Annotated in this window: 21 protein-coding genes and 2 pseudogenes; 10 read left to right on the forward strand and 13 right to left on the reverse strand. The window is 67.8% G+C overall.

All coding sequences use genetic code 11. The features are described from left to right. On the forward strand, positions 1-237 hold a 237-nt coding region (locus J5X86_RS47595), incomplete at its 5' end, for a hypothetical protein (RefSeq protein ID WP_208522846.1). 190 nt (positions 238-427) lie between these two features. On the opposite strand, the gene J5X86_RS52735 is transcribed toward J5X86_RS47595, so the two are convergent. The 6 genes from J5X86_RS52735 to J5X86_RS47625 form a co-directional block, all read right to left on the reverse strand. Next, complete coding sequence (locus tag J5X86_RS52735) at positions 428-730, reverse strand: DUF6233 domain-containing protein (RefSeq protein WP_208522847.1); 303 nt, start codon at positions 728-730, stop codon at positions 428-430. A gap of 281 nt (positions 731-1,011) precedes the next feature. Then, positions 1,012-2,106, reverse strand: a complete 1,095-nt coding sequence (locus J5X86_RS47605) for a Gfo/Idh/MocA family protein (protein ID WP_208522848.1) — start codon at positions 2,104-2,106, stop codon at positions 1,012-1,014. Between the two features lie 401 nt (positions 2,107-2,507). Then, positions 2,508-3,338 (reverse strand): enoyl-CoA hydratase/isomerase family protein, encoded by an 831-nt coding sequence (locus J5X86_RS47610; protein ID WP_208522849.1) that lies wholly within the window; start codon positions 3,336-3,338, stop codon positions 2,508-2,510. Between the two features lie 433 nt (positions 3,339-3,771). Next, positions 3,772-4,161: a MerR family transcriptional regulator gene (locus tag J5X86_RS47615; RefSeq protein WP_208522850.1), complete on the reverse strand. Its 390-nt coding sequence runs from the start codon at positions 4,159-4,161 to the stop codon at positions 3,772-3,774. 48 nt (positions 4,162-4,209) lie between these two features. Beyond that, complete coding sequence (locus J5X86_RS51630; RefSeq protein ID WP_243983239.1) at positions 4,210-4,620, reverse strand: hypothetical protein; 411 nt, start codon at positions 4,618-4,620, stop codon at positions 4,210-4,212. Between the two features lie 364 nt (positions 4,621-4,984). Continuing rightward, complete coding sequence (locus J5X86_RS47625; protein WP_208522851.1) at positions 4,985-5,215, reverse strand: hypothetical protein; 231 nt, start codon at positions 5,213-5,215, stop codon at positions 4,985-4,987. Positions 5,216-5,533: 318 nt separating this feature from the next. Here J5X86_RS47625 and J5X86_RS47630 point away from each other — a divergent pair, with 318 nt between their 5' ends. Together J5X86_RS47630 and J5X86_RS47635 are read left to right on the forward strand one after the other, a co-directional pair. After that, positions 5,534-5,950 (forward strand): GNAT family N-acetyltransferase, encoded by a 417-nt coding sequence (locus J5X86_RS47630; protein ID WP_243983240.1) that lies wholly within the window; start codon positions 5,534-5,536, stop codon positions 5,948-5,950. Between the two features lie 164 nt (positions 5,951-6,114). Then, on the forward strand, positions 6,115-6,429 hold the full coding sequence (locus J5X86_RS47635) for an STAS domain-containing protein (protein WP_208522852.1): 315 nt from the start codon (positions 6,115-6,117) through the stop codon (positions 6,427-6,429). Positions 6,430-6,793: 364 nt separating this feature from the next. Here the strand turns inward: J5X86_RS47635 and J5X86_RS47640 are convergent, their stop codons facing one another. Further along, on the reverse strand, positions 6,794-7,084 hold the full coding sequence (locus J5X86_RS47640) for a MerR family transcriptional regulator (protein ID WP_208522853.1): 291 nt from the start codon (positions 7,082-7,084) through the stop codon (positions 6,794-6,796). A gap of 683 nt (positions 7,085-7,767) precedes the next feature. On the opposite strand from J5X86_RS47640, the gene J5X86_RS47645 reads away from it, so the two are divergent. Then, on the forward strand, positions 7,768-8,415 hold the full coding sequence (locus J5X86_RS47645) for a HemK2/MTQ2 family protein methyltransferase (protein WP_208522854.1): 648 nt from the start codon (positions 7,768-7,770) through the stop codon (positions 8,413-8,415). Further along, positions 8,399-8,674, forward strand: coding sequence for a CDGSH iron-sulfur domain-containing protein (locus tag J5X86_RS47650; RefSeq protein ID WP_374229491.1), 276 nt, complete (start codon positions 8,399-8,401; stop codon positions 8,672-8,674). The genes J5X86_RS47645 and J5X86_RS47650 overlap by 17 nt, the downstream gene beginning before the upstream one ends. On the opposite strand, the gene J5X86_RS47655 is transcribed toward J5X86_RS47650, so the two are convergent. Together J5X86_RS47655 and J5X86_RS47660 are read right to left on the reverse strand one after the other, a co-directional pair. After that, positions 8,654-9,631, reverse strand: a complete 978-nt coding sequence (locus J5X86_RS47655; RefSeq protein ID WP_208522855.1) for an iron-containing redox enzyme family protein — start codon at positions 9,629-9,631, stop codon at positions 8,654-8,656. The two genes, J5X86_RS47650 and J5X86_RS47655, sit on opposite strands and share 21 nt — an antisense overlap. Before the next feature lie 230 nt (positions 9,632-9,861). Then, positions 9,862-10,509 carry a hypothetical protein gene (locus J5X86_RS47660; protein WP_208522856.1) on the reverse strand — a complete coding sequence of 216 codons (648 nt, stop codon included), beginning with the start codon at positions 10,507-10,509 and terminating at the stop codon, positions 9,862-9,864. A gap of 173 nt (positions 10,510-10,682) precedes the next feature. On the opposite strand from J5X86_RS47660, the pseudogene J5X86_RS47665 reads away from it, so the two are divergent. Then, positions 10,683-11,323: pseudogene (locus J5X86_RS47665) on the forward strand (transposase); the annotation flags it as partial. Between the two features lie 52 nt (positions 11,324-11,375). After that, positions 11,376-12,569: an aromatic acid exporter family protein gene (locus tag J5X86_RS47670; protein ID WP_243983242.1), complete on the forward strand. Its 1,194-nt coding sequence runs from the start codon at positions 11,376-11,378 to the stop codon at positions 12,567-12,569. A 166-nt stretch (positions 12,570-12,735) separates the two neighbouring features. Here the strand turns inward: J5X86_RS47670 and J5X86_RS47675 are convergent, their stop codons facing one another. The 3 genes from J5X86_RS47675 to J5X86_RS47685 form a co-directional block, all read right to left on the reverse strand. Then, positions 12,736-12,969 carry a DUF5133 domain-containing protein gene (locus tag J5X86_RS47675; protein WP_208522857.1) on the reverse strand — a complete coding sequence of 78 codons (234 nt, stop codon included), beginning with the start codon at positions 12,967-12,969 and terminating at the stop codon, positions 12,736-12,738. Positions 12,970-13,042: 73 nt separating this feature from the next. After that, positions 13,043-13,864 carry a SigB/SigF/SigG family RNA polymerase sigma factor gene (locus J5X86_RS47680; protein WP_374229492.1) on the reverse strand — a complete coding sequence of 274 codons (822 nt, stop codon included), beginning with the start codon at positions 13,862-13,864 and terminating at the stop codon, positions 13,043-13,045. Between the two features lie 324 nt (positions 13,865-14,188). Beyond that, complete coding sequence (locus tag J5X86_RS47685) at positions 14,189-14,875, reverse strand: GAF and ANTAR domain-containing protein (RefSeq protein WP_208522859.1); 687 nt, start codon at positions 14,873-14,875, stop codon at positions 14,189-14,191. 355 nt (positions 14,876-15,230) lie between these two features. Here J5X86_RS47685 and J5X86_RS47690 point away from each other — a divergent pair, with 355 nt between their 5' ends. The 3 genes from J5X86_RS47690 to J5X86_RS52300 all read left to right on the forward strand — a co-directional run bounded on the left by J5X86_RS47690 (position 15,231) and on the right by J5X86_RS52300 (position 17,260). Then, a complete protein-coding gene (locus J5X86_RS47690) occupies positions 15,231-15,515 on the forward strand; it encodes a hypothetical protein (RefSeq protein ID WP_208522860.1) in 285 nt (94 codons plus the stop codon). Between the two features lie 144 nt (positions 15,516-15,659). After that, positions 15,660-16,808: an IS30 family transposase gene (locus tag J5X86_RS47695; protein ID WP_374229495.1), complete on the forward strand. Its 1,149-nt coding sequence runs from the start codon at positions 15,660-15,662 to the stop codon at positions 16,806-16,808. A 323-nt stretch (positions 16,809-17,131) separates the two neighbouring features. Then, on the forward strand, positions 17,132-17,260 hold the full coding sequence (locus tag J5X86_RS52300; protein WP_279595795.1) for an LPFR motif small protein: 129 nt from the start codon (positions 17,132-17,134) through the stop codon (positions 17,258-17,260). A gap of 134 nt (positions 17,261-17,394) precedes the next feature. On the opposite strand, the pseudogene J5X86_RS47700 reads toward J5X86_RS52300, so the two are convergent. Continuing rightward, positions 17,395-18,624 (reverse strand): annotated as a pseudogene (locus J5X86_RS47700) (phosphatidylserine/phosphatidylglycerophosphate/cardiolipin synthase family protein). Positions 18,625-18,746: the final 122 nt, after the last annotated feature.

Below are 18,746 nucleotides of genomic sequence, written 5' to 3' on the forward strand. Positions count from 1 at the left end.
GCTAGCCGTCAGGCCCGTGATCCGTCGGTTGCTGATGATCACTGCACGAGCCGCATTCCCCACCACACGACCATGATCAACGATCACGACCTCGACGTCTCACCACCAACCATGCACGAGCTCGTTAGACCCAGAAATTCGAACAGTGCTGTCCCACGCAAGGGTGAGGATTTCAAGGGTGTTCGATTAGGCGGTGTCGCGGGCTGTTGGCTTGCTTCCAACGTCAACCGTGGATGACCGAATCGGAATCTCTCCTCGCGCCATCGAGACCGTAGTCCAGCCCAAGAAGTCCGAACCGGTCGTGTCTGACCCAGACCGAACCAGCGCGATTATCGCTGCACACCTTCCCTATCCAGCGAGGTGACCTGTCGGAGGCGGGTCACCTCGCTGCCCGCCCGGCGCCAAGGCGCTTTCGACGCGTCGCCTGTTACTCGTATCCCTCGCCCAATTCCAGGGCAGGCACGAGCGCAGCAGCGGCGTCGCAGTCATGACAGGCCCGTGCACCGTTCCGCATCAAGGTATCAAGCGCTTCCAACGTGCTCAGCTCCTTCCCCCCTTTGCCGACGACGTAGCGGCAAGCGGCGTCGTGGACCACCGTGCGCCCGCGGCGCTCGGGCGCCGGACGCTCCACCCAGCCACAGGCTGGTGGCGGCGGGGGCCCGGGCTGACGGCGGGTCGGCACGGCGGAAAGGTTCACGCCTTCGATCGGCGTGAGCTGTTCTTCGGTCACCCAGACCCTGTACTCGGCGGCCTCGACGCCCTCCTACTGGTGAAGAGGCATTGTTTGAGGTGTGCGGTAGGTATTCCGGCGAGGCTCTTCAGATCCGAGGTGCGGTTGTGGAGAGCGAGTCGGAGGCGGCTGGGCGTCGGGTGCCGACCTGTATCTTGCGGTGGAGGAACGCGAACCCTCGCTCGTGAGCCGGTCGGCGAAGGCGGCCTGTCCAGGCCCGCGCCTGCTCCAGTGCGCTCTGGTACATGTCATCGCCAGCGCGATGCATCGCCGCCGATCTCTTATGCCGGGAAGTTCTCGGAGGACTGCTGGATCTGGTCGATCACGTGGTGCTGCCGTACGGCGTCGGCGAACGTGGTCGCCTCGGTGGTGCCGTTGGCCTTGTCGCGGGCGTACGCGGCGTAGAGGTGGGCCAGGTCCTGCACGCTCTCGTCGAGTGACGTGTCCGGGAGCAATCGGTACTCCTCGGGAACGGGCAGCACCGCGAGTGCGGCCCCGTTGCCGCTGTCCGTGTTGACGCCGTGGACGGTGTTGTCCTCGGTGTTCTCGAAGGCGCGGTCGTTGGTGAGCCGCAGGACGCCCTCGGTGCCGGTGATGTCGATCTGCAGGCCCGTCGGGAACTTCTGGGCGCCTTCCAGCTGGACGGAGAACAGGCCGCCGTTCTCCAGGGTGCCGATGGCCATGACCTCGTCGGGCTTGGCGGAGGGCACGGTCTTGCCGGTCTCGAGGACGGTGAGCTCGGGGAACTGGGTCTCGACGAGTGCGGTGAGGTCCTTGGGGGGTCCGACGACCTGGAACAGCACGTCGAGGAAGTGCCCGCCGTAGATGGACAGGACGTGGGTGAAGGCGTCGACGTCGAAGGTCCAGGCGACCTTCTCCGGCATGACGGGCGGGAAGGCGTCCACGCCGACCGAGATGCGGGCGGCCCGCACCTCTCCCACGTAGCCGCGGGCCACCAGGTCCCGTGCGTAGCGGGCGGCGGGCCCCTGGCGGCGCTGGAGTCCGACGACGTGCCGGACGCCCTTGGCCTCGGCCAGGGAGAGCAGTTCCTGCGAGTCAGGCGTGCGGGTGGTGAGCGGCCACTCGCTGTAGACGTCCTTCCCGGCCTCGATGGCGGCCTTCACGAGCGGCACGCGCTGCGAGGTCGGTGTCAGTACCGCCACCAGGTCGACATCGGGATCCTTGATCAGTTCGTGGGCGTCCTCGTAGGCGCGGGGGATGCCGAACTTCACAGCCGCGTTCTGCGCCGACTCCTTGCGGCGGGCCGATACGGCGACCACCTCGAACTCCGGCAGCGTCCGCAACGCCGGGATGTGCCCGTAGGTGGCCCAGCCGCCGGCCCCGATGATCCCGACCCGGATTGCCTGCTCACTCATGCTCTGCTCCTTCAGCAGGCCCGCGAGCGGCAGCCGGTCGGGCCCGCCCGGGTGTGCCGCCTCTGATGTAGTCGGGAGGTCGTGTCGTACGTGCGTCATGACCCCATGCTCAAACCTTGACACTAATGTCAAAGTCAAATGGGAGGCCGCGCATCCCGCAGAGAGGCTGGTCTGGCACCCCGGCGGGGTGCCGGGGTCCCTCGACAAGGGCGGACCAGCGAGATGGTCACGGAACCCGTGACGCTGCGCAAGTGTCGAGAAAAGGGTCATCGCGCTTGGTCGTCACGGCCGGCCGGCGGGCAGCGGGCGAAGCGCCCACTGCCGGGGCCGTGACGACCCGCGGCCGGCGAATCACCGCTAGCAGGGCTGCCGCGCATTTCGCCCAGCCGCCCGGGTGCCGGTCATTCGGAGGGGAGATTGCCAAGACGCTCGGCCACGTTCAACTCGAAGTCCTTGTCCTTGCTGAAGCCGACGGCGTTCAGCTTCGGCATCATCGCCTGCGCTTCGGGCCAGGCGTCCACCCCGGCGAGCACATGGTTCGAGACCCAGAGATCCCCTTCCGAGGGGACGCCGGCGCGCGCGTTGACCAGCTTCTTGCCGACTTCCAGCGCGCGCTTCTCGAAACGGCTCACGCGCTCGGCGAAGGCGTCGACGAACGCGTCGAGTTCACTGTCGGGAACGGACCGGTTGACCCAGCCGTAGCGTTCGGCGATGTCCGCGTCGAAGTCGTCCGCGCCGAGGACGACCTCGAGGGACCTCGAGCGCCCGATCAGGGCGGCGAGCCATTCGACGCCGCCGCCGCCCGGGATGGAGGAACCGGCGACCTCGATCAAGGAGAACACCGCCCGTTCCTTCGATGCGAAGCGCATGTCCATGGCAAGGGCGAACTCGAACCCTTGCGCCCGGGCACGGCCACGCACCTTTGCCACGCTGATCACGGAGGACTGCGCGAGCCGGGTCACGAAGGTCGGCCAGTGGTCGAACGACGCGCCGCCCGGCTGGTCCGCCGCCCCGTGGCCGCGCTCAAGGTCGTGGTGGTTGACGAAGAAGTCCTCGTCCCCGCTCTCGAACACGACGATCTTGAGATCGGTGTCGCGCTCGATCTCGTCCATCAGGATGTTCAGTTCCGCGAACATCTCCGGGTCGAAGAGGTTGAACGGGGGATTGTCGATGACGACGCGCCAGTAGGCAGGCGATTGCCGGATGACACTGAGTCGATTGGTGCCGGCCATGATGTGAAACTCCGTTCGGAGGACCATCGCGGAGATGCCGCGAGGTCGTGTCGTACGTGCGTCACCCATGGAAAAACATTGACACCAATGTCAAGGTCAAACGGGGGTTGCGCATCCCGCAGAAACGGGTCTGGGTGCCGGGTCGACGCCTGGAAGAATCCTTCGCTGGCCATCTTGATCCAGCAACTCGCTGGCCCGGCCGGTAGCGCCAGTGATAATGAAAAGCAACGGGCAACGGGTCGGTGCGCCGGTACTGCAGTGGCGCCGTACCGGCAGATGCCGGGTAGCGGGGCGCTGAGGTCGATGACGGCCCAGTCGATGACGGCCCAGCCGTAGAAGCGGCCCTTCGCCCCGGATTTGGCGGAGAGTTCCTGCCGGGCCCGCGCAGGCATGAGCGAGGTGTTCCGTGCTCGGGGTGTGTGGCCGCTCGGATCTACGCGGCGCTGGTGGTGCCGTGTTGCGCGGTCGCTTCGTTGACGGCTTTCATGTAGTCGTCGATGGCGTCCCGGTTGCGGGCGAGGCATTCGATGCGGGTCGTCATCCGGTCCCGCTCGCGGGCGAGGAGTGTCAGCAGTTCCGGGTCGGCATCCTCGACCACGATCTCGCGGGGCTTGTCGAGGCACGGCAGGATCTGCTTGATGATCCGGGTGGGGATGCCGCTGTCGATCAGTCCACGGATCTGGATCACACGGTCGACGAGGTAGTCGTCGTATTCGCGGTACCCGTTGGACAGCCGCCGCGGAACGATCAGCCCCTGGGCCTCGTAGTACCGCAGCGATCGCGCCGGTGTATCCGTCAGCTTCTCCAGCTCTCCGATACGCATGTGACCGTCCTCACTCCCCGTCTGCCGCTGCCGGTTTGACCTTGACGCTTATGTCAACCATGCACCGTAGGGTTTATGACGCAAGTACAGCACACAGAGGCTCCGGCCGGGCCCTCCGTCCGGTCGGGCCGTCTTCCCCTCGCCGGCTTGCTCGCCCTCGCGGCCGGCGGCTTCGTCACGATCATGCTCGAAACGATGCCGGCGACTTCGTACATGCGAGCTGCGGACATCCGGTTGCGTACCGCTGCGAAGGTGCGCGATGAACGCCTCGCCTTCCGCTGGGGTCCACTGCCACGGATGCAGGCCGGTGAACTCCTCCAGGCGCTGCACCAGGCGCAGCCGCGGATCGATCGTCTTGGCCTTCAGGAAACGTGCCGCCTGCTGGCGAGCCCAGCCGTCCTTCATCCCCTCGAACACCGCTGCCGCCGGGTCGAGGTGCACCACATTCCGGGCCAGCACAAGCCGTCCTGACCCCGGGGCCTCGGTAGTCACCCTGCCGTTGTAACCAATGCAACATTGTTGCTGCTACCTCTTCTCGCCCAGGTCACCACCAAGAGTGAACTCTCGTCGAAGTCCGCCTAACCGCGCTCGACCAGCGGTATCAAGAGTTCGAGCAGCCTGCGGGGTGTTGCATCAGATGCAATTCATCCTGTTTGGCGTGGCAGTCCAGGACGGCACCCCGACGAGGTAGCGCCACCGGTGCGGGCCTCGGGCCTCCTGGCGCCGGTGGAGCCGGACCCGCACGGTCTGTCCGGCGGGCAAGCGTTATCTCGGCCGGGGTGGCGGCTCCCGCCTGCCGCGGGTCACCGGATGCTTCACCCACCTACCGCACCTCGCGCTCCAGCTCACGCGCTCGTGTACGCAGGTCCAGGCGGCGACCGGCCCCGGCCTTGCGCCAGTACGGGTGCCACCACACCTGCACCGACAGCGTCAGCAGGCGCCGCCGCAGCGCCGTCGTCCGTCCGCTGTGAGCCGGGTCGGCGAGCGCACGATACGTGCGGTCCCAGGCACACTGCGCGGCGATCAGGTCTTCGGGGAAGGCAGGACAACGCATACCAGCTATTGCATCATGTGTTCGAATTCTGGCGCATCCCCGCAGGTGGCCCGCTGCGTAGCGACTGTGACTGAGCGCCGTAGTTGGCGAGTGAGCGTTTTAGTTGGCGGGTCCTGAGCGTTGTACTTGGCGGGCGTGCGGGTGCGGCTTCGGCGTTGGTCGGGTAATGGTGGGGCTGCGTCGTTCGATGCGGACGATGTCGCGCCAGGGGTACGAGGTCGTCCATCGCGAAGTCGGCGCCCCGCACCACCGTGTAAGGCACGGGCGCCAACAGGGATTGCCGTCGTCGGTGAGGTGGCTGAGGAAGGCGGCGGCCAGATGCAAGCCTGTGGTGGGCTTCTAAAGCACCACCAAGGCCTCGTCCTGGTCGTCGCCTACGAGCGCGGCACGGCCGTGGGCTTCGGCTACGGCTTCCCGTGCAACGCCGACTACTGGTTCGGCCCCGGCCTGGTCGACCAAGTCCCCGAAGACGCCCGCACAGAACGCCTGATGGGCCTGTGCGAACTGGCTGTCCGCCCACCGTGGCAGGCCCGCGGCATCGGCACCCGACTCCACGCCGCACTGATCACAGCCATCAATCCCCGCTGGTCCTCCCTCCTCGCTCTCCCCTCCAACCAGCGCGGTCAGGACCTGTACACCCGACTCGGCTACCAACACGCCGGCTCCTACCGGAACACCACCGACGGCCCCGACTTCGACCTGCTACTGCTCCACGTGGCCGCTGATCAGTCGTAACCGGGGCCCGTGTCCCTCCCTACGATCGGGTAGACCGTCCCCCTCGACGGTGCGCTGATCAGGCACGCGCCTGCCCTGCACGGGTGAAGGTGGACAGAACTGCCGGCCTGGAGTTTTCCTGGACACAAGCTTTGGGGGCTGCCCCGTGCCAAGGGGGTTCGCCGGTGCACGAGACGATCAGGGTGGAGTGGAAGGCCACCGGGCCCGACAGCTGCCGGGTCGCGGTGTCGGGGGAGCTTGACCTTGTCACCGCCGCCGAGGTGCGCCAGGCACTCCAGAGAGCCGTCGACGAGAACCGTGTCGTGGTCATCGACCTCGGTGGGCTGACGTTCTGCGACTGCACGGGGCTGAGCGCGCTGCTGGCCGCCGCCCGCACTGCTCAAGCCGGTGACGTCGAGCTGCGGCTATGCGCCGTCCCGCATTTCCTCGCCCGCATCCTGCGGCTGTCCGGCACCCGTGGTTCGTTCACCATCGAATAGAGGCAGGGCCAGCCATGGAGCTGGCCTGGAACATCGGCCTCAGCAATCGATCAAGGAATCAGCGGCACCTCTTCGCACAGCTCAGCGGGTCGCTACTCATCCGTGTCATAGCGGGACTGGGCCGGGCCCGCGGGGGCAGGGGGCCTGGCGAGGTCGCCCAACAGCGTGAAATTGCCTCCCCACGGCGCCGCCGGGCAACCCTCGCACCTCCGATATCCGCCGCGGTACCAGCCCGAGAAGTGACTCCCCGCGCGTAAGTCGCTCTCGGCCCCAGCGTCGCAGAAGACGAAGTTGCCCGGAACGCTTCAGCGTTCCGGGCAGCATGCGCGGGCGGCAGCCGCGAAACCCCTGGGGGTTGCGGGTCTCAGCCGTCTCGGGCCACGGTCGCCGGGTTCGCTGATTCGGCGGCGCGGCGGTATTCGGCGTTGATGCGCTGGGCTTCTTCGAGCTGGTCTTCGAGGATGACGATGCGGCAGGCCGCCTCGATGGGGGTGCCCTGGTCGACGAGTTCACGCGCGCGGGCCGCGATGCGCAGTTGGTAACGGGAGTAGCGGCGATGTCCACCCTCGGAGCGCAGCGGGGTGATCAGGCGGGCTTCCCCGACGGCGCGGAGGAAGCCCTGGCTGGTGCCGAGCATCTCGGCGGCCCGGCCCATGGTGTAGGCGGGGTAGTCGTCGTCGTCGAGACGGTCGTACGAGTCGTCTGCTGTGGTGCTCGTTGGTGTCGTGCGCGGCCACGTAGCCGACGATGCGCTCGTCCACTTTCAACAGATACGCGCGATAGCTGTCCGAAGTCGCCTCGGGCTCGCCTATGTGGGACCACGAGATGCCGCCTCGTAGCCGCCTTCGCGCTCCAGACGCTGATAGTGGCCATGGGATCCGAGGACCCGTCCTCCACCGTCGACCTCGGATTCGGCCTCATCGAGAGCGGCTGGCGGACCGACAAGCCGTATTGACTCCAGGGTTGTTGAGGCGGCTCATGGGCAGCTGACCGTCGAGTGCGGTGAGGCAGCGGTGACGGTTGCCGGTGTCGGTGCTGGAGCAGACGGCGCGTGTCAATACGGGGCGAGTGCGAAGTGCAGTTCGTCGGCCGTCGCATCGAGGCGCCAGTGCAGGAGTCGCCTGCCACGTACCTCGGCCCCGAGGCCCGGCCGAGCTGCATGAGGCGGCCACGTCCGAAGACGAGGCAGACGCCGGCCCCCACAGCGCGCACGTCCAGCCGGTCGCTGACCGGGTAACCCCGCCACGAAGGACCAAGCCGGCCGATACATCGCACACCGTGGCTGGTCTGGTCAGGCGAGACGTGTGCCTCGGCGCGATCTGCGGGTACTCGTGGCGGATGATGCTGATGACCCCTCCGGGGGTGTATGCGCCGCAGCATGACACGTGGCTGCTGACCGAGGCACTGAACCGGGAGAACATCACCGAGGGCACCGCCGTTCTGGACATCGGGACTGGAAGCGGCGCCTTGGCCATCGCCGCAGCCCGGCGTGGCGCGGGGCAGGTGACCGCCGTCGATGTCTCGCCCTTGGCCGTGGTGACCGCGTGGCTCCACTCCCGGCTGGAGGGGCTGCGGATCCAGGTGATGCGCGGTGATCTTCTGACCTCGGTGGCCGACCGCCGCTTCGATCTCATTGTCGCCAATCCCCCCTACGTACCCTCTCCGGCCGCCCGCCGGGGCCGCGCCCTGGCGTGGAACGCCGGTGTCGACGGCCGGGCGCTGGTCGACCAGATCTGCCAGGACGCGCCACCACTGCTGCACCCCGACGGCGTGCTCCTTATGGTCCACTCCGCGCTGTGCGGCATTGAGGAGACCGTGGAGCGGTTGGGACGAGCGGGCCTGCGGCGGGTGGCCGTAACCGACCGCCGGCTCATCCCGTTCGGGCCGGTGCTGCGCGAGCAGGCCGCGTGGCTGGAGGCCCGCGGACTGATCGAACCGGGCGAGGAGAAGGAAGAGCTGGTGGTGATCCGTGCTGAACGAGCATGACGAGCGTGACGAGGGCGACGGTAGGTGTCCGGAGCCGGGGACGGGCGGCAGGCGCGAGCATGCCGTGCGGGTGACGCTGGGAACGGACGGCCCGATGCTGATCGAGGGCCCCGTCGAGGTGGCCCTGCCGGACGGCCGCGTGGTCCGCTCCGACCGCTTCACGGCCGCCGTGTGTCTGTGCGGCCTCAGCGCGCGCTATCCGTGGTGCGACACCAGCCACCGCCGCCGACCGCCGAGGTCACAGCGGAATGCGCAGTGAGGAGTGGCCGTCGCGCCAGGCGCCCAGAAGCTGGCCGGCGAGCCGGTCCTCCAGGAAGACGGTGGCGTCGACTCCGAAGGCGACATCAGGGGCCAGCGCGGGTTCGCGTCGCAGCAGGCCATCGATCACGCCATGGCGCACGACCTGTTCGTGCACCGCGTCGGCCTCGACATGCTCGGTGTAGAAGAATACGGCCGCTTCCCCCGCGCCCATGCGGCGCAGCGCCTGGGCCAGCCGGTCGGAGGAAGGCGATGAGGTGATCTCGACGGTCGCGAAGTGCCCCACCAGAGCGCCACGCAGCGCGCGGTGCAACCCCAGCAGCGACATCAGATTCACCACGGCCAGCATCTGAGCCGACGCGGCGTCCAGGTAGCCGTTGTACGTCGTATCCAGACCCAGGTCCGCCATCAAGTCGGCGAACAGCTCCGCGTGCACGCGCTCCCCGCGCCCCGCCCCGAACTCGTCGTACTCCACCGCCGCCATAGCCGCCTTGGCCTCACCTCGCAGCCGCGGGATCACCCACACATGCGGATCCGCCTCCTTGAGCTGGTAGAGCGAACGCTGAGCGATGTACTCACGCAGCTGCCAGGGCTCCCCCTCGTCCCTGAGGTAGTGCGACACCCCCGCGCCATCGCCCGACTCCACCAGCAGCCCCTCCAGGGCGGCCGTCACCTCGTCGTGTGCGGTGACATCGGCGCGCAGCGCGGCGAGAAAACGCCGTTCCAGCGCTTGGCGCAGCCGCAACAGGTCTGGATCCCACTCCCAGCCGTCGTCCACCCCTGCGAAACCTTGGTAGTGGAGCTCGTAGCAGAGGTAGAGCCCGAGCTGCAGATCGTCCCCGTACGGATCCGCCTCACGCAGCGGTCGGCCCGCGGGCAGCGTCGTCTCCCCGGGCTCGCGTACGAGGGCGTCGGCGAGCGCGGACGACAGCTCTCCCCGTCCTGCTGGCAATGGCATCCGGTACTCCTTCGGGACTGCGGGCCCGCCGAGGTGCTGAGGGAACGGCCGACATCGGACAGGTATCCCGGTACCACCAAATCTCCACATTATGCGCAGAGTCGAATATCCCCGCGGGCGGGATTGCCTCATACGCTGGGGCCTACCGATCGATGCCCCCGGAGCTGGGACTACTGCTCGCCGCCGTCGTTCAGGGGCAAACCCTTCTCCGCCATCGCCCCGCACCCGCATCACGGACTGACGGCCAGCAGTGGTTGGGAACAGGTAGAAGCCCGAGCCGTCCTCCAGGACATCGACTGGCGACGGGACGAGCATGTCCGCGCCCTTGTCCCCCGGGCGACATCGACCCGGTCGACGCAGGCGTGCAGGCTGTGCTGGCCGGGCGGCTGCCGAAGACTGCCCGGACGGAAGCCCCGTCGGCCCTGAAGCCAGGGTTGACCGTATCCGCGAGGCTTACTCGCCGATGTTGTAGGTACCGACGTTGCCGTGGTCCAGGTGTTCATGAAGCCACTGGTGCCGCCCACCTGGACGTCCACCGAGTCACCGTACGGGCGGTCGCCGTAGATCACCACCTGCTTGTCCACAGGCTCGTTGCACCCGTACTGGGTCCACTCGAACCTGCGGGAGGTGGCGCCGGTGCCGAGTTCGACCTGCTCGTCGAAGATGAGGTCCTTGTGGCAGTTGGCGAAGAGATCGCCTTCGACGATGTACCCGTAGGGACCGTTGGGGCGGACGGTCCCATAGAAGGTGACGTCGATGGCGTCCTTCTGCGTGTACCAGACGTAGACCTGCTGGGTGTCGGCCTGCGCCGGTCCAGCGATGACCAGAGGGAGAGCCAGTGCACCGAAAGCAGCGGCAGCCACGGCCAGTCGCCGCATCAGGGAACGTTGGGGTGGGCGGGCGGCCAGAGCGGCTGCCGGCGACTGTCGGTCACCGCGGCTGCGCGCGTGCGCATCCACAGCACACCCTCATCCCGGCGTAGGTCATCACGGAAGAGCGTGCGAGGTTGCCAGCGTCGAGTGGCCGGGCTGGTCGAGGACGTGGAATTGCTCGTGTGCCCGAGCTCGTCACCAACGCCATCAAGCAAAGGCTGATCAACAGGCTGCGCGACCTGCTAGTGGGCATCTGCCCCGCCCTGGAGCGGGCCTTCGACTACTCCGCGGCCAAAGGCCCCGTCGTCATGCTCACCGAGTACCAGACCCCGGCCGCCCTGCGGCGCATCGGCGTCAAGCGTCTGACAACCTGGCTGGAGCGGCACAAGGTCCGCGGCGCCGACGTCGTCGCCACCAACACCGTGCAGGCTGCCCAGTCCCGGATGACCGCGCTGCCCGGCGAGAAACGTGCCGCCAAGCTGGTCCGCGACCTCGCCCACCAGCTCCTGGCCCTGAACGAGCGAATCAAGGACAACGACCGGGAGATCCGCGAGACCTTCCGCGCCGAAATCATCGAGTCCGTCCACGCCCGGCGTGGGCCCCATCCTGGGCGCCGAGTTCATCGCTATCGCCGGCGACCTTGACGGCTACAAGGACGCCGACCGCCTCGCCTCACTCCGGTCTCGCTCCGGTCGCCCGGTACTCCGGCCGCCGCACCGGCAACTACCACCGGCCCAAGCGCTACCACCGGCGCCTGCGTTACATCTTCTACATGTCGGCGCAGACCGCGATGATGCGGCCCGCCCCCTCCCGGGATTACTAGGCTGATCACTCATGGTTTGCGCAAACGATGCGCCAGGAACTCGTGTGCCATGGGGCGTCTGGACGTGAAGATCCACGCGATGCGAGCCGAGTTCCGGGCGATCGCCGATGCGGTGGTGCGTACGTGGCGGGGGCCGGGTCGTGAGCGCGATGTAGTGGTGCAGGCGTTGAAGGCCGCCGCGGCGGCCACGCTCGCCTGGGCGATTTCCGGGTGGTGGCTGAAGGACCCGGTGGCGCTGATGGCACCGTGGGTGGCCGTGGTCCTGGTCCAGGCCACCGTCTACCGTTCCCTGTCCAAGGGACTCCAGCAACTGGTGGCCATCGTCATGGGCACCCTGCTGGCGGCGGGCGCCGGTCTGCTGACCGGGAACACCATGGCCGCGGTGGCCCTCGTACTGCCGGTGGCGATGCTGCTGAGTTACTGGCCCAAACTCGGCGATCAGGGTATCTACGGACCCACCACGGCCCTGTTCACCCTGACGTCGGGGGCCATGTCGGGCGTGACCATGTCCCACAGACTGCTCCAGGCCCTCCTGGGCGCGGCGATCGGCATCGCGATCAACGCGTTGATCCTGCCGCCCGTCCATCTGCGGGACGTACGGGAGCATCTGGCCGGTCTGGCGCACGGCACAGGCGACACCCTGGCGAGCATCGCCGACGGGCTCAACAGCGGGGAATGGGACACAGAGGCCACGGCCCGCTGGCGTCAGCAGTCGGCCCGCCTCCGATGGCAACTGGAGAGCCTGCGGTCGGCCCGGCTGTGGAGCCACGAGAGCATGAGATGGAACCCCAGGCGCCGACGGGACCCGGGCCACCGTACGCCGCTCCCGCCCGAGAGCGAAGACCAGCGGTGGGGCGCCATCGTCGCCCACCTCAGCGCGCTGACCGGCACCATGACGGACATCGCCGACGAGAGCCGCACCATTCCCGTCCCCGACCGCCAACGGCTACGGGATTTCGGCCATGTCCTCGCCCAACTGGCCACCGCGTGTCACGCCCGGGGAGACCTCAGCTGCCGACCGATGGCCGACGACAACGCACACAGCCAACTCAGCGAAAACCTGGCCGGGTTGGAGCGGTACCACACCGACCTGCACAAGAAGCTGACCGACGAGCAGAGTGTCAGCACCTCCACCATCGCCGTACTGGGCACCCTGCTGATCCAGGCCCAGAACATCTGGCACGAGATCGTCCCGGAGCACCGGCCGCCCAACATTTCTCCTTCAGACAGGCCGGGGCTGTGACCCCTCGACCGGATCGACGTTTTCGGCGGGGCGGATGCACGATGCGTCAACGCGGATCGTCGACGCTGACCCGCGCGTTGGCCGGCTTACCGTTCGTGTCAGTCGGTTCTGCTTTCGTACGCGGCCGCTGTGGGCGCGGCCGTCGGCCGGGCCCACAGGGGGTTTCTCAGGCGTCGGGGATAAGGACGGAGTCGTCTTCAACGCGGGCGCCGGGGAGTTGGTGCCGGGCGGCGATCAGAGCAGAGTCGACATCGCGGGTGCCGGTCGCGATGCACAGCGTGTAGCCAACGTCATCGAGTCGCTGCTGTGCCTCCGGGCCGCCGTTCTCGGCGTGCAGGCCATGGAGGGCTTCGTACTGCTGGACGAGGTCGGCGAGAACCGCAGGGTGAGCCATGAGCATGGCAGGCTCCTCTTTCGCGTAAGGGGGTGGTACGAGCTGAGACGGCGGGCGCCGCGGTGCGAGGCGCGGGATATCAGGCGGCAGCCGGGATCCGCTGAGACTGCGGCTCGGCCTCGACCTGGTCGCGAATGGTGCGGCAGCTGCGGGAGATGAGGCGGGAGACGTGCATCTGGGAGATGCCCAGCTCCTCAGCGATATGGGTTTGGGTCATGTCGCGGAAGAAGCGCAGGTACAGGATGTACTGCTCCCGCTCCGGGAGCCGGCGCAGCCACGGCTTGACCGATTCCCGGGCGATGACCGTCTCGTAGCGGGCCTCGGACCGGCCGAGGGTATCGGCCAGCGAGTAGCCGTCCTCCGCACCGGCCAGCTCGGCGTCCAGCGACAGGGAACGGAAACTGTCCATGGCTTCCATCCCGGCGAGCACGTCCTCTTCGCTCATGCCGGCGGCTTCGGCGACCCGCGCCACGGTCGGAGAACGGTCAGTGCCTCCCGCGGCGGCCAACTCGTGAAGGGTGACGCGGACCTTGTTGCGCAGTTCCTGAACCCGCCGGGGGACGTGCAGCGCCCAGCTGTAGTCGCGGAAGTACCGCCGAAGCTCCCCGACGATCGTGGGGATCGCGAACGACTCGAACGCGCCACCGCGCTGCGAGTCGTAACGGTCGACGGCCTTGACCAGGCCCATGGCTGCGACCTGTTGCAGGTCATCCAGGTTCTCTCCACGGTTGCGGTAGCGGCGGGCGAGGCGGTGGGCCATCGGCAGCCACGCCGCGACGAGTTCCCCGGCCAGCACCTCCCGCTCGGGTCCATCGGACGCCGCGGCCAGCCGCTTGAAATCGGCCGCGGTGTCAGGGGCGTCGTCATGACGGTGGCGGGCGCGTGCGGGTGTGGTGCTCATCGGTGTCATCTCTGCTCCCTGCTCATTGCTGTTCGGCAGAGCGGGAGGCCGGAACGGCACATCTGGGGCCCACAGCGCGTACGCGTGGCTCCCGCCAGGTGTGCCTGCTTTCCGAAGCACCTCAGTCCCTGACTCTCCTAGCCCGCCTCACTGAGGTCAAACCGCTTTTTCGCAACTGCGGCCCAGGAGGGGTGGGTGTGCGATGCACACCCTGGGCGTCCCGGGTACCCGAGGCGCAAGCCATTGCCGAATCCCCCGGGCGAACGCGATGGCCAGGCTCTTCCGGTCCGGAATGGGGGCCGGTGGAGCCGCCCCCCTCGGCGGTCAGCCGTCGATGCCGCCGCTCTCACAGACCTGCCGGGCGATGTCCCGCAGCTTCATGTTGCGTTCCTGGGACACCCGCCGCAGCAGGTTGAACGCGTCGTCCTCACCGACCCCGAGACGTTCCATGAGGATGCCCATGGCCTCACCGATGGTGTGCCGACTGGCGAGCGCCTGCTGGAGCTGGTCTGCGCTACGGGCGCTGGAGAAGGCGACCGCGGCGTGCGAGGCCAGCAGCCAGCCCGCCGTCTCACTGCCCTGGGTGAAAGCGGCCGGCCGCCGCGCGTACAGATTCAGGGAACCGAGTTCCTCTTCCCCCGTGTAGAGCAGGAACCCCATCATGCTCCCGACGCCCAACGCGCGGGCCCGGCCGGCGAACTCGGGCCACCTCTCCCCCGGCTCGGCGAGGTCCTGGAGCCGGTAGACCGGCTGGGCGCGGAGTGCGGCATCGAAGCACGGGCCCTCACCGAGCCGCTCCTGCAACTGGTCGGAGCGGACCACCAGCCCGTCGGTCGGGGCCAGGGTTTCCACCCGGTTGTCGCGGAAGACCAGGATTCCGGCCGCCTCGCACCCCTCGACGATTTCCACAGCACGCGCGGTGATCCGCTCCAGCGTCGCGTCCACCGAGTCCTGCGCCAGCAGGTCACGCGCCATCTCCGCCATTTGCTCGGCGAACCTTGCCCAGTCCATGGCCGCTGTCCCCATCGCCGTCATCCGCGTCTTCCACACGCCCACGGTGGGCACTTGGCGCGTGAATCCGCCGTCAGGGTAACCGGGTGGCCGCGCGAGTGTGACGGTGATTCAGCGGCAGGGGGAAACGGGCTCCCCACCGCAGTCTTGGCCGCCTGGCCTTTTCGTTACTCGACTTCCAGCCGGGAGGCCGTGCCGGGCGACCTCGCTGGTCACACAGTGCGACGGCGATTACTTTCCGTTTACCCATGGGGTTTATCGTGCGTCTCAGGAAGCGGCCGACATCCTGAGTCACTCGGCTGCTGCTGGGCACACGAGGGTGAGCCTGAGGGGGGTTCTCCCAACGGAGCACGTCATGATCAAGAAGCTGCACGACATGGGTCTGCGGTCCGAGCACGCCTACACCACCGCCGTCGCTTCCATCGGGCTGTCGATCTTCAGCTGGACCGCATCGCTGCGCGCCGAGCAGGGCACCGGTCTCGCCCGCGCAGACCGGTGGGGGATTTTCATCGGCGAATGGGCGCCGACGTTCTTCGGGCTCGGCCTGGCCCTCTCCCACTACGAGCAGGAAGAAGGCTCCCTCATGGGCAAGGCACACACGAACGGGGAGCGGCAGCGGCAGATGGCAGATACCGCATAGCACGATGCCCCACCCCGTCGGCTTGAGTTCTAGTAGTCGTCGCAACACCCCAGCTCAGGGGATGCGATGGACTTCGAGATCCGCAAGAACAGAAGTAGTGGGGGTGGTCGCCTGACTCGTGAGCGGGAGGTGTATCTCCAGCTCATGAGCCAGGGGTACAACAACAGCGAAGCCTGCCGGATCGTGGGGATCAACCGCCGCACCGGCAAGAGGTGGCGCAACGGTGACCACTCACCGCATCACGGCAAGCCGAAGCCTCCCATCAGGGCGGAGGCTTCGGCTGCCGGACCGTCGCGCTACCTCCGGGAGACCGACCGCATCCACATCGCCGACCGGCTCCGCGAGAAGGCATCCATCCGGCAGATAGCCTCTGAGCTGGGGCGTAGCCCGTCCACCATCAGCCGCGAGATACGGCGCAACGGAGCATTGTGGCGGGGCAAAAACTGGACCTACCGGCCCCATGCCGCCCAGCGGCGGGCCGAGGAGCGTCGCCCGCGCCCCAAGCAGGGGAAGATCCGGCAGAACCCCGAGCTGCGAGACTTCATACAGCACCACCTCTCCCGTCGCTGGAGTCCCGAGCAGATCTGCCAGGCTCTACGGGCCCGCTTCCCCAACAGACCGGAGATGCAGGTGGTCCACGAGACGATCTACCAGGCCCTCTACGTTCAAGGCCGCGGAGAACTCCGCCGCGAACTGGCCCGGTCGCTGCGGACCGGACGCACCATGCGCCGGCCGCATCGGCAGTCCTCCCGGCGGCAGCCCCGCATGTCGAAGGACATGGTGATGATCAGCGAACGGCCCGCCGAGGCCGCCGACCGCGCGATCCCTGGGCACTGGGAAGGCGACCTCATCATCGGCAAGGCCCACAAGTCCGCGATCGGCACGCTCGTCGAACGCACCAGCCGCTTCGTCGCTTTGGTTTACCTGCCGGACGGCCGTCGGCCCGCCCAGGTCCGCGACGCCCTTGTCCAGACCGTCTCAGCCCTTCCGGCTCAGCTCAGACGCTCTCTCACCTGGGACCAAGGCGCCGAGATGGCCCTGCATAAAGAGTTCAGCACCGCCACGGACATGCCGGTCTTCTTCTGCGATCCCGGCAGCCCCTGGCAGCGAGGATCGAACGAGAACACGAACGGCCTGCTGCGGCAGTACTTCCCCAAAGGCAGCGACCTGGCCCGCTACAGCAGACAGGAGCTGGACGCCGTCGCCGCCGAGCTGAACAGCCGTCCACGCAAAACGCTCGGCTGGGAAACCCCAGCCGAGCGCCTCGCTAAGCTCCTGACCACAGCCAGTTGATCACTGTGTTGTGACGACCCCTGGAATTCGCCCGAAGGGGTGGGGCGAAGGCGGCCTCCGAGGGCTCTGTCCGCGCCTCGCTGGGTGGGCCCCGAGGTCGCCGACGGCCAGGTGGGCCTTGCGGTGCTCGACGCTCCTACAACAGTCATGGATCCCAGAATGATGACAGCGGGGCACCATACGGCCCTGGTCATCACGTTCGGATCACACAGCAGGGCACTGTTTCCTCTACCGATGATCGGGAACCCGTTGCGTGACCGGCCGTACCGTGGCAGTCGCCAACTCGGGCTTCGCCACGGTGGTCCATGGAGGTCCGCACACTTATGTTCAAGGCAATCGCAGACGTCATCCGGGCCATCGGTGGGGCAATCGCCACCGTCGTCACCCTGCCGTTCCGGGCCATAGCCCGGCTCTTCGGCGGAGCATCGGACACGGCGCACGGCCGTCACTGAACCCGCGCGCATTGCCGCCTCCGTACCCGGCTGTGAGGGGGCCATCGGCATTGCCGGTGGGCCGGCCGGGGGCAGCCCCAGAGGGCCCCGCGGCGGGTTGAGCGCCGCATCGCCGGAGCGGCGGACACCTGGGGTCACAGGAACCGGCGTATAGGGGCGATTGCGGCCTCACGGGCCCGCTGCATGAACGAGCGTCTCCCCCAGCGGCCCGTTCGGATGAGTTCACTGCCCGCCACATCCGCCTCGAAATGCTCATCGAGCGTTGTCGTGAACGCCTCGTCCATGACGGCGAGCATGACCTCTTCGTCATGGTCGAGGGAGCGGCGATTAAAGTTGGTCGAACCGATCAGGGCCACGACGTGGTCAACGGTAACGATCTTCGCGTGCATCATCGTGGGCTGATACTGGAAGATCTTCACGCCACAGGCGATGAGGTCATCGTAGAAATGCTGACCGGCCAGCTGGGAGACCCGCTTGTCGATATGCGGGCCGGGCAGCAGAATCTCCACCTCGACCCCACGCCGCGCGGCGGCGCACAGTAGCTTGACGAAGTAGGCGTCCGGGGAGAAGTAGGCCGTGGCCAGACGGAAGCGTTCCTCGGCCGACTCCAGCATGACCCGCAGCAGTGTCTGCATGTCCTGCCAGCCGAAGCTGGCCGAGCCACGCACCACCTGTACCACCGCATCGCCCTGTGGGCGCTGTTCGGTGAACCGGTCGCGGTCGTCGAAGAGTTCATCGTGGCAGTGGCACTCAGCCCAGTTCTGGGCGAACGCGGCGGCGATCCCGTCCACCGCGGGGCCCCGCACCTTCACATGAGTGTCACGCCACTCGTTCTCGTTGCGCGCATCGCCGCACCACTCCTCGGCGATCCCCAGGCCGCCGGTGAAACCGGTGTGCTCGTCGACGACGAGGACCTTGCGGTGACAGCGGTGGTTCTGCTTGAACGGCGAGAGATACAGCGGCTTGCGGAACCACGCCACCTGCACCCCGGCCCGCTCCATCGCCGCCAACTGCTCCGCCTAGATCAGGCGGCTGCCGAAGCCGTCCAGCAGCAGCCGTACCCGCACGCCCTGGAGTGCGCGCTCGGCCAGCGCCTGGGCGAACTGGCGGGCGATGTCGCCCTTCCAGTACACGAACGTCATCATGTCCACCGTGTGCTCGGCGGAACGGATCGACTCAAGCATCGCCGCGAAGATCTCATCCCCGTTGCGCAGGGGGACGAGCGTATTGCCCTCGGTCGCCGCGATCCCGATCAGCCGTTCCAAACGCCGCCGTATCCGCACGGCGCGGGCCTCGGGCGTGACGGACGGTTGCGCGTCGAGGGTACGCGGAACCGGCTCCGACGAATCCTGCGTACTGGTCATGGCGTCACCCAGCCGGCACGCGGTCGACGAAATGGGCCGCGGCGCCCGGTCCGGCGCAGGCTGGCGCAGCGAGCAGGCTGTACCCCCGCGGCACATGCGGGCGGCCCGGCGGGCACACGGCA

This window comes from Streptomyces sp. NEAU-YJ-81, assembly GCF_017592595.1.
In the GTDB taxonomy this organism is placed as follows: domain Bacteria; phylum Actinomycetota; class Actinomycetes; order Streptomycetales; family Streptomycetaceae; genus Streptomyces; species Streptomyces hygroscopicus_B.

Bases quoted from the DNA above. Each gene is read 5' to 3' on its own strand.
- J5X86_RS47605 (WP_208522848.1), bottom strand. From the start codon at position 2,106: ATGAGTGAGCAGGCAATCCGGGTCGGGATCATCGGGGCCGGCGGCTGG.
- J5X86_RS47610 (WP_208522849.1), bottom strand. From the start codon at position 3,338: ATGGCCGGCACCAATCGACTCAGTGTCATCCGGCAATCGCCTGCCTAC.
- J5X86_RS47615 (WP_208522850.1), bottom strand. From the start codon at position 4,161: ATGCGTATCGGAGAGCTGGAGAAGCTGACGGATACACCGGCGCGATCG.
- J5X86_RS47625 (WP_208522851.1), bottom strand. From the start codon at position 5,215: ATGCGTTGTCCTGCCTTCCCCGAAGACCTGATCGCCGCGCAGTGTGCC.
- J5X86_RS47630 (WP_243983240.1), top strand. From the start codon at position 5,534: ATGCAAGCCTGTGGTGGGCTTCTAAAGCACCACCAAGGCCTCGTCCTG.
- J5X86_RS47640 (WP_208522853.1), bottom strand. From the start codon at position 7,084: ATGGGCCGGGCCGCCGAGATGCTCGGCACCAGCCAGGGCTTCCTCCGC.
- J5X86_RS47645 (WP_208522854.1), top strand. From the start codon at position 7,768: ATGATGCTGATGACCCCTCCGGGGGTGTATGCGCCGCAGCATGACACG.
- J5X86_RS47655 (WP_208522855.1), bottom strand. From the start codon at position 9,631: ATGCCATTGCCAGCAGGACGGGGAGAGCTGTCGTCCGCGCTCGCCGAC.
- J5X86_RS47660 (WP_208522856.1), bottom strand. From the start codon at position 10,509: ATGCGGCGACTGGCCGTGGCTGCCGCTGCTTTCGGTGCACTGGCTCTC.
- J5X86_RS47670 (WP_243983242.1), top strand. From the start codon at position 11,376: ATGGGGCGTCTGGACGTGAAGATCCACGCGATGCGAGCCGAGTTCCGG.
- J5X86_RS47675 (WP_208522857.1), bottom strand. From the start codon at position 12,969: ATGCTCATGGCTCACCCTGCGGTTCTCGCCGACCTCGTCCAGCAGTAC.
- J5X86_RS47680 (WP_374229492.1), bottom strand. From the start codon at position 13,864: ATGAGCACCACACCCGCACGCGCCCGCCACCGTCATGACGACGCCCCT.
- J5X86_RS47685 (WP_208522859.1), bottom strand. From the start codon at position 14,875: ATGGACTGGGCAAGGTTCGCCGAGCAAATGGCGGAGATGGCGCGTGAC.
- J5X86_RS47690 (WP_208522860.1), top strand. From the start codon at position 15,231: ATGATCAAGAAGCTGCACGACATGGGTCTGCGGTCCGAGCACGCCTAC.
- J5X86_RS47695 (WP_374229495.1), top strand. From the start codon at position 15,660: ATGAGCCAGGGGTACAACAACAGCGAAGCCTGCCGGATCGTGGGGATC.
- J5X86_RS52300 (WP_279595795.1), top strand. From the start codon at position 17,132: ATGTTCAAGGCAATCGCAGACGTCATCCGGGCCATCGGTGGGGCAATC.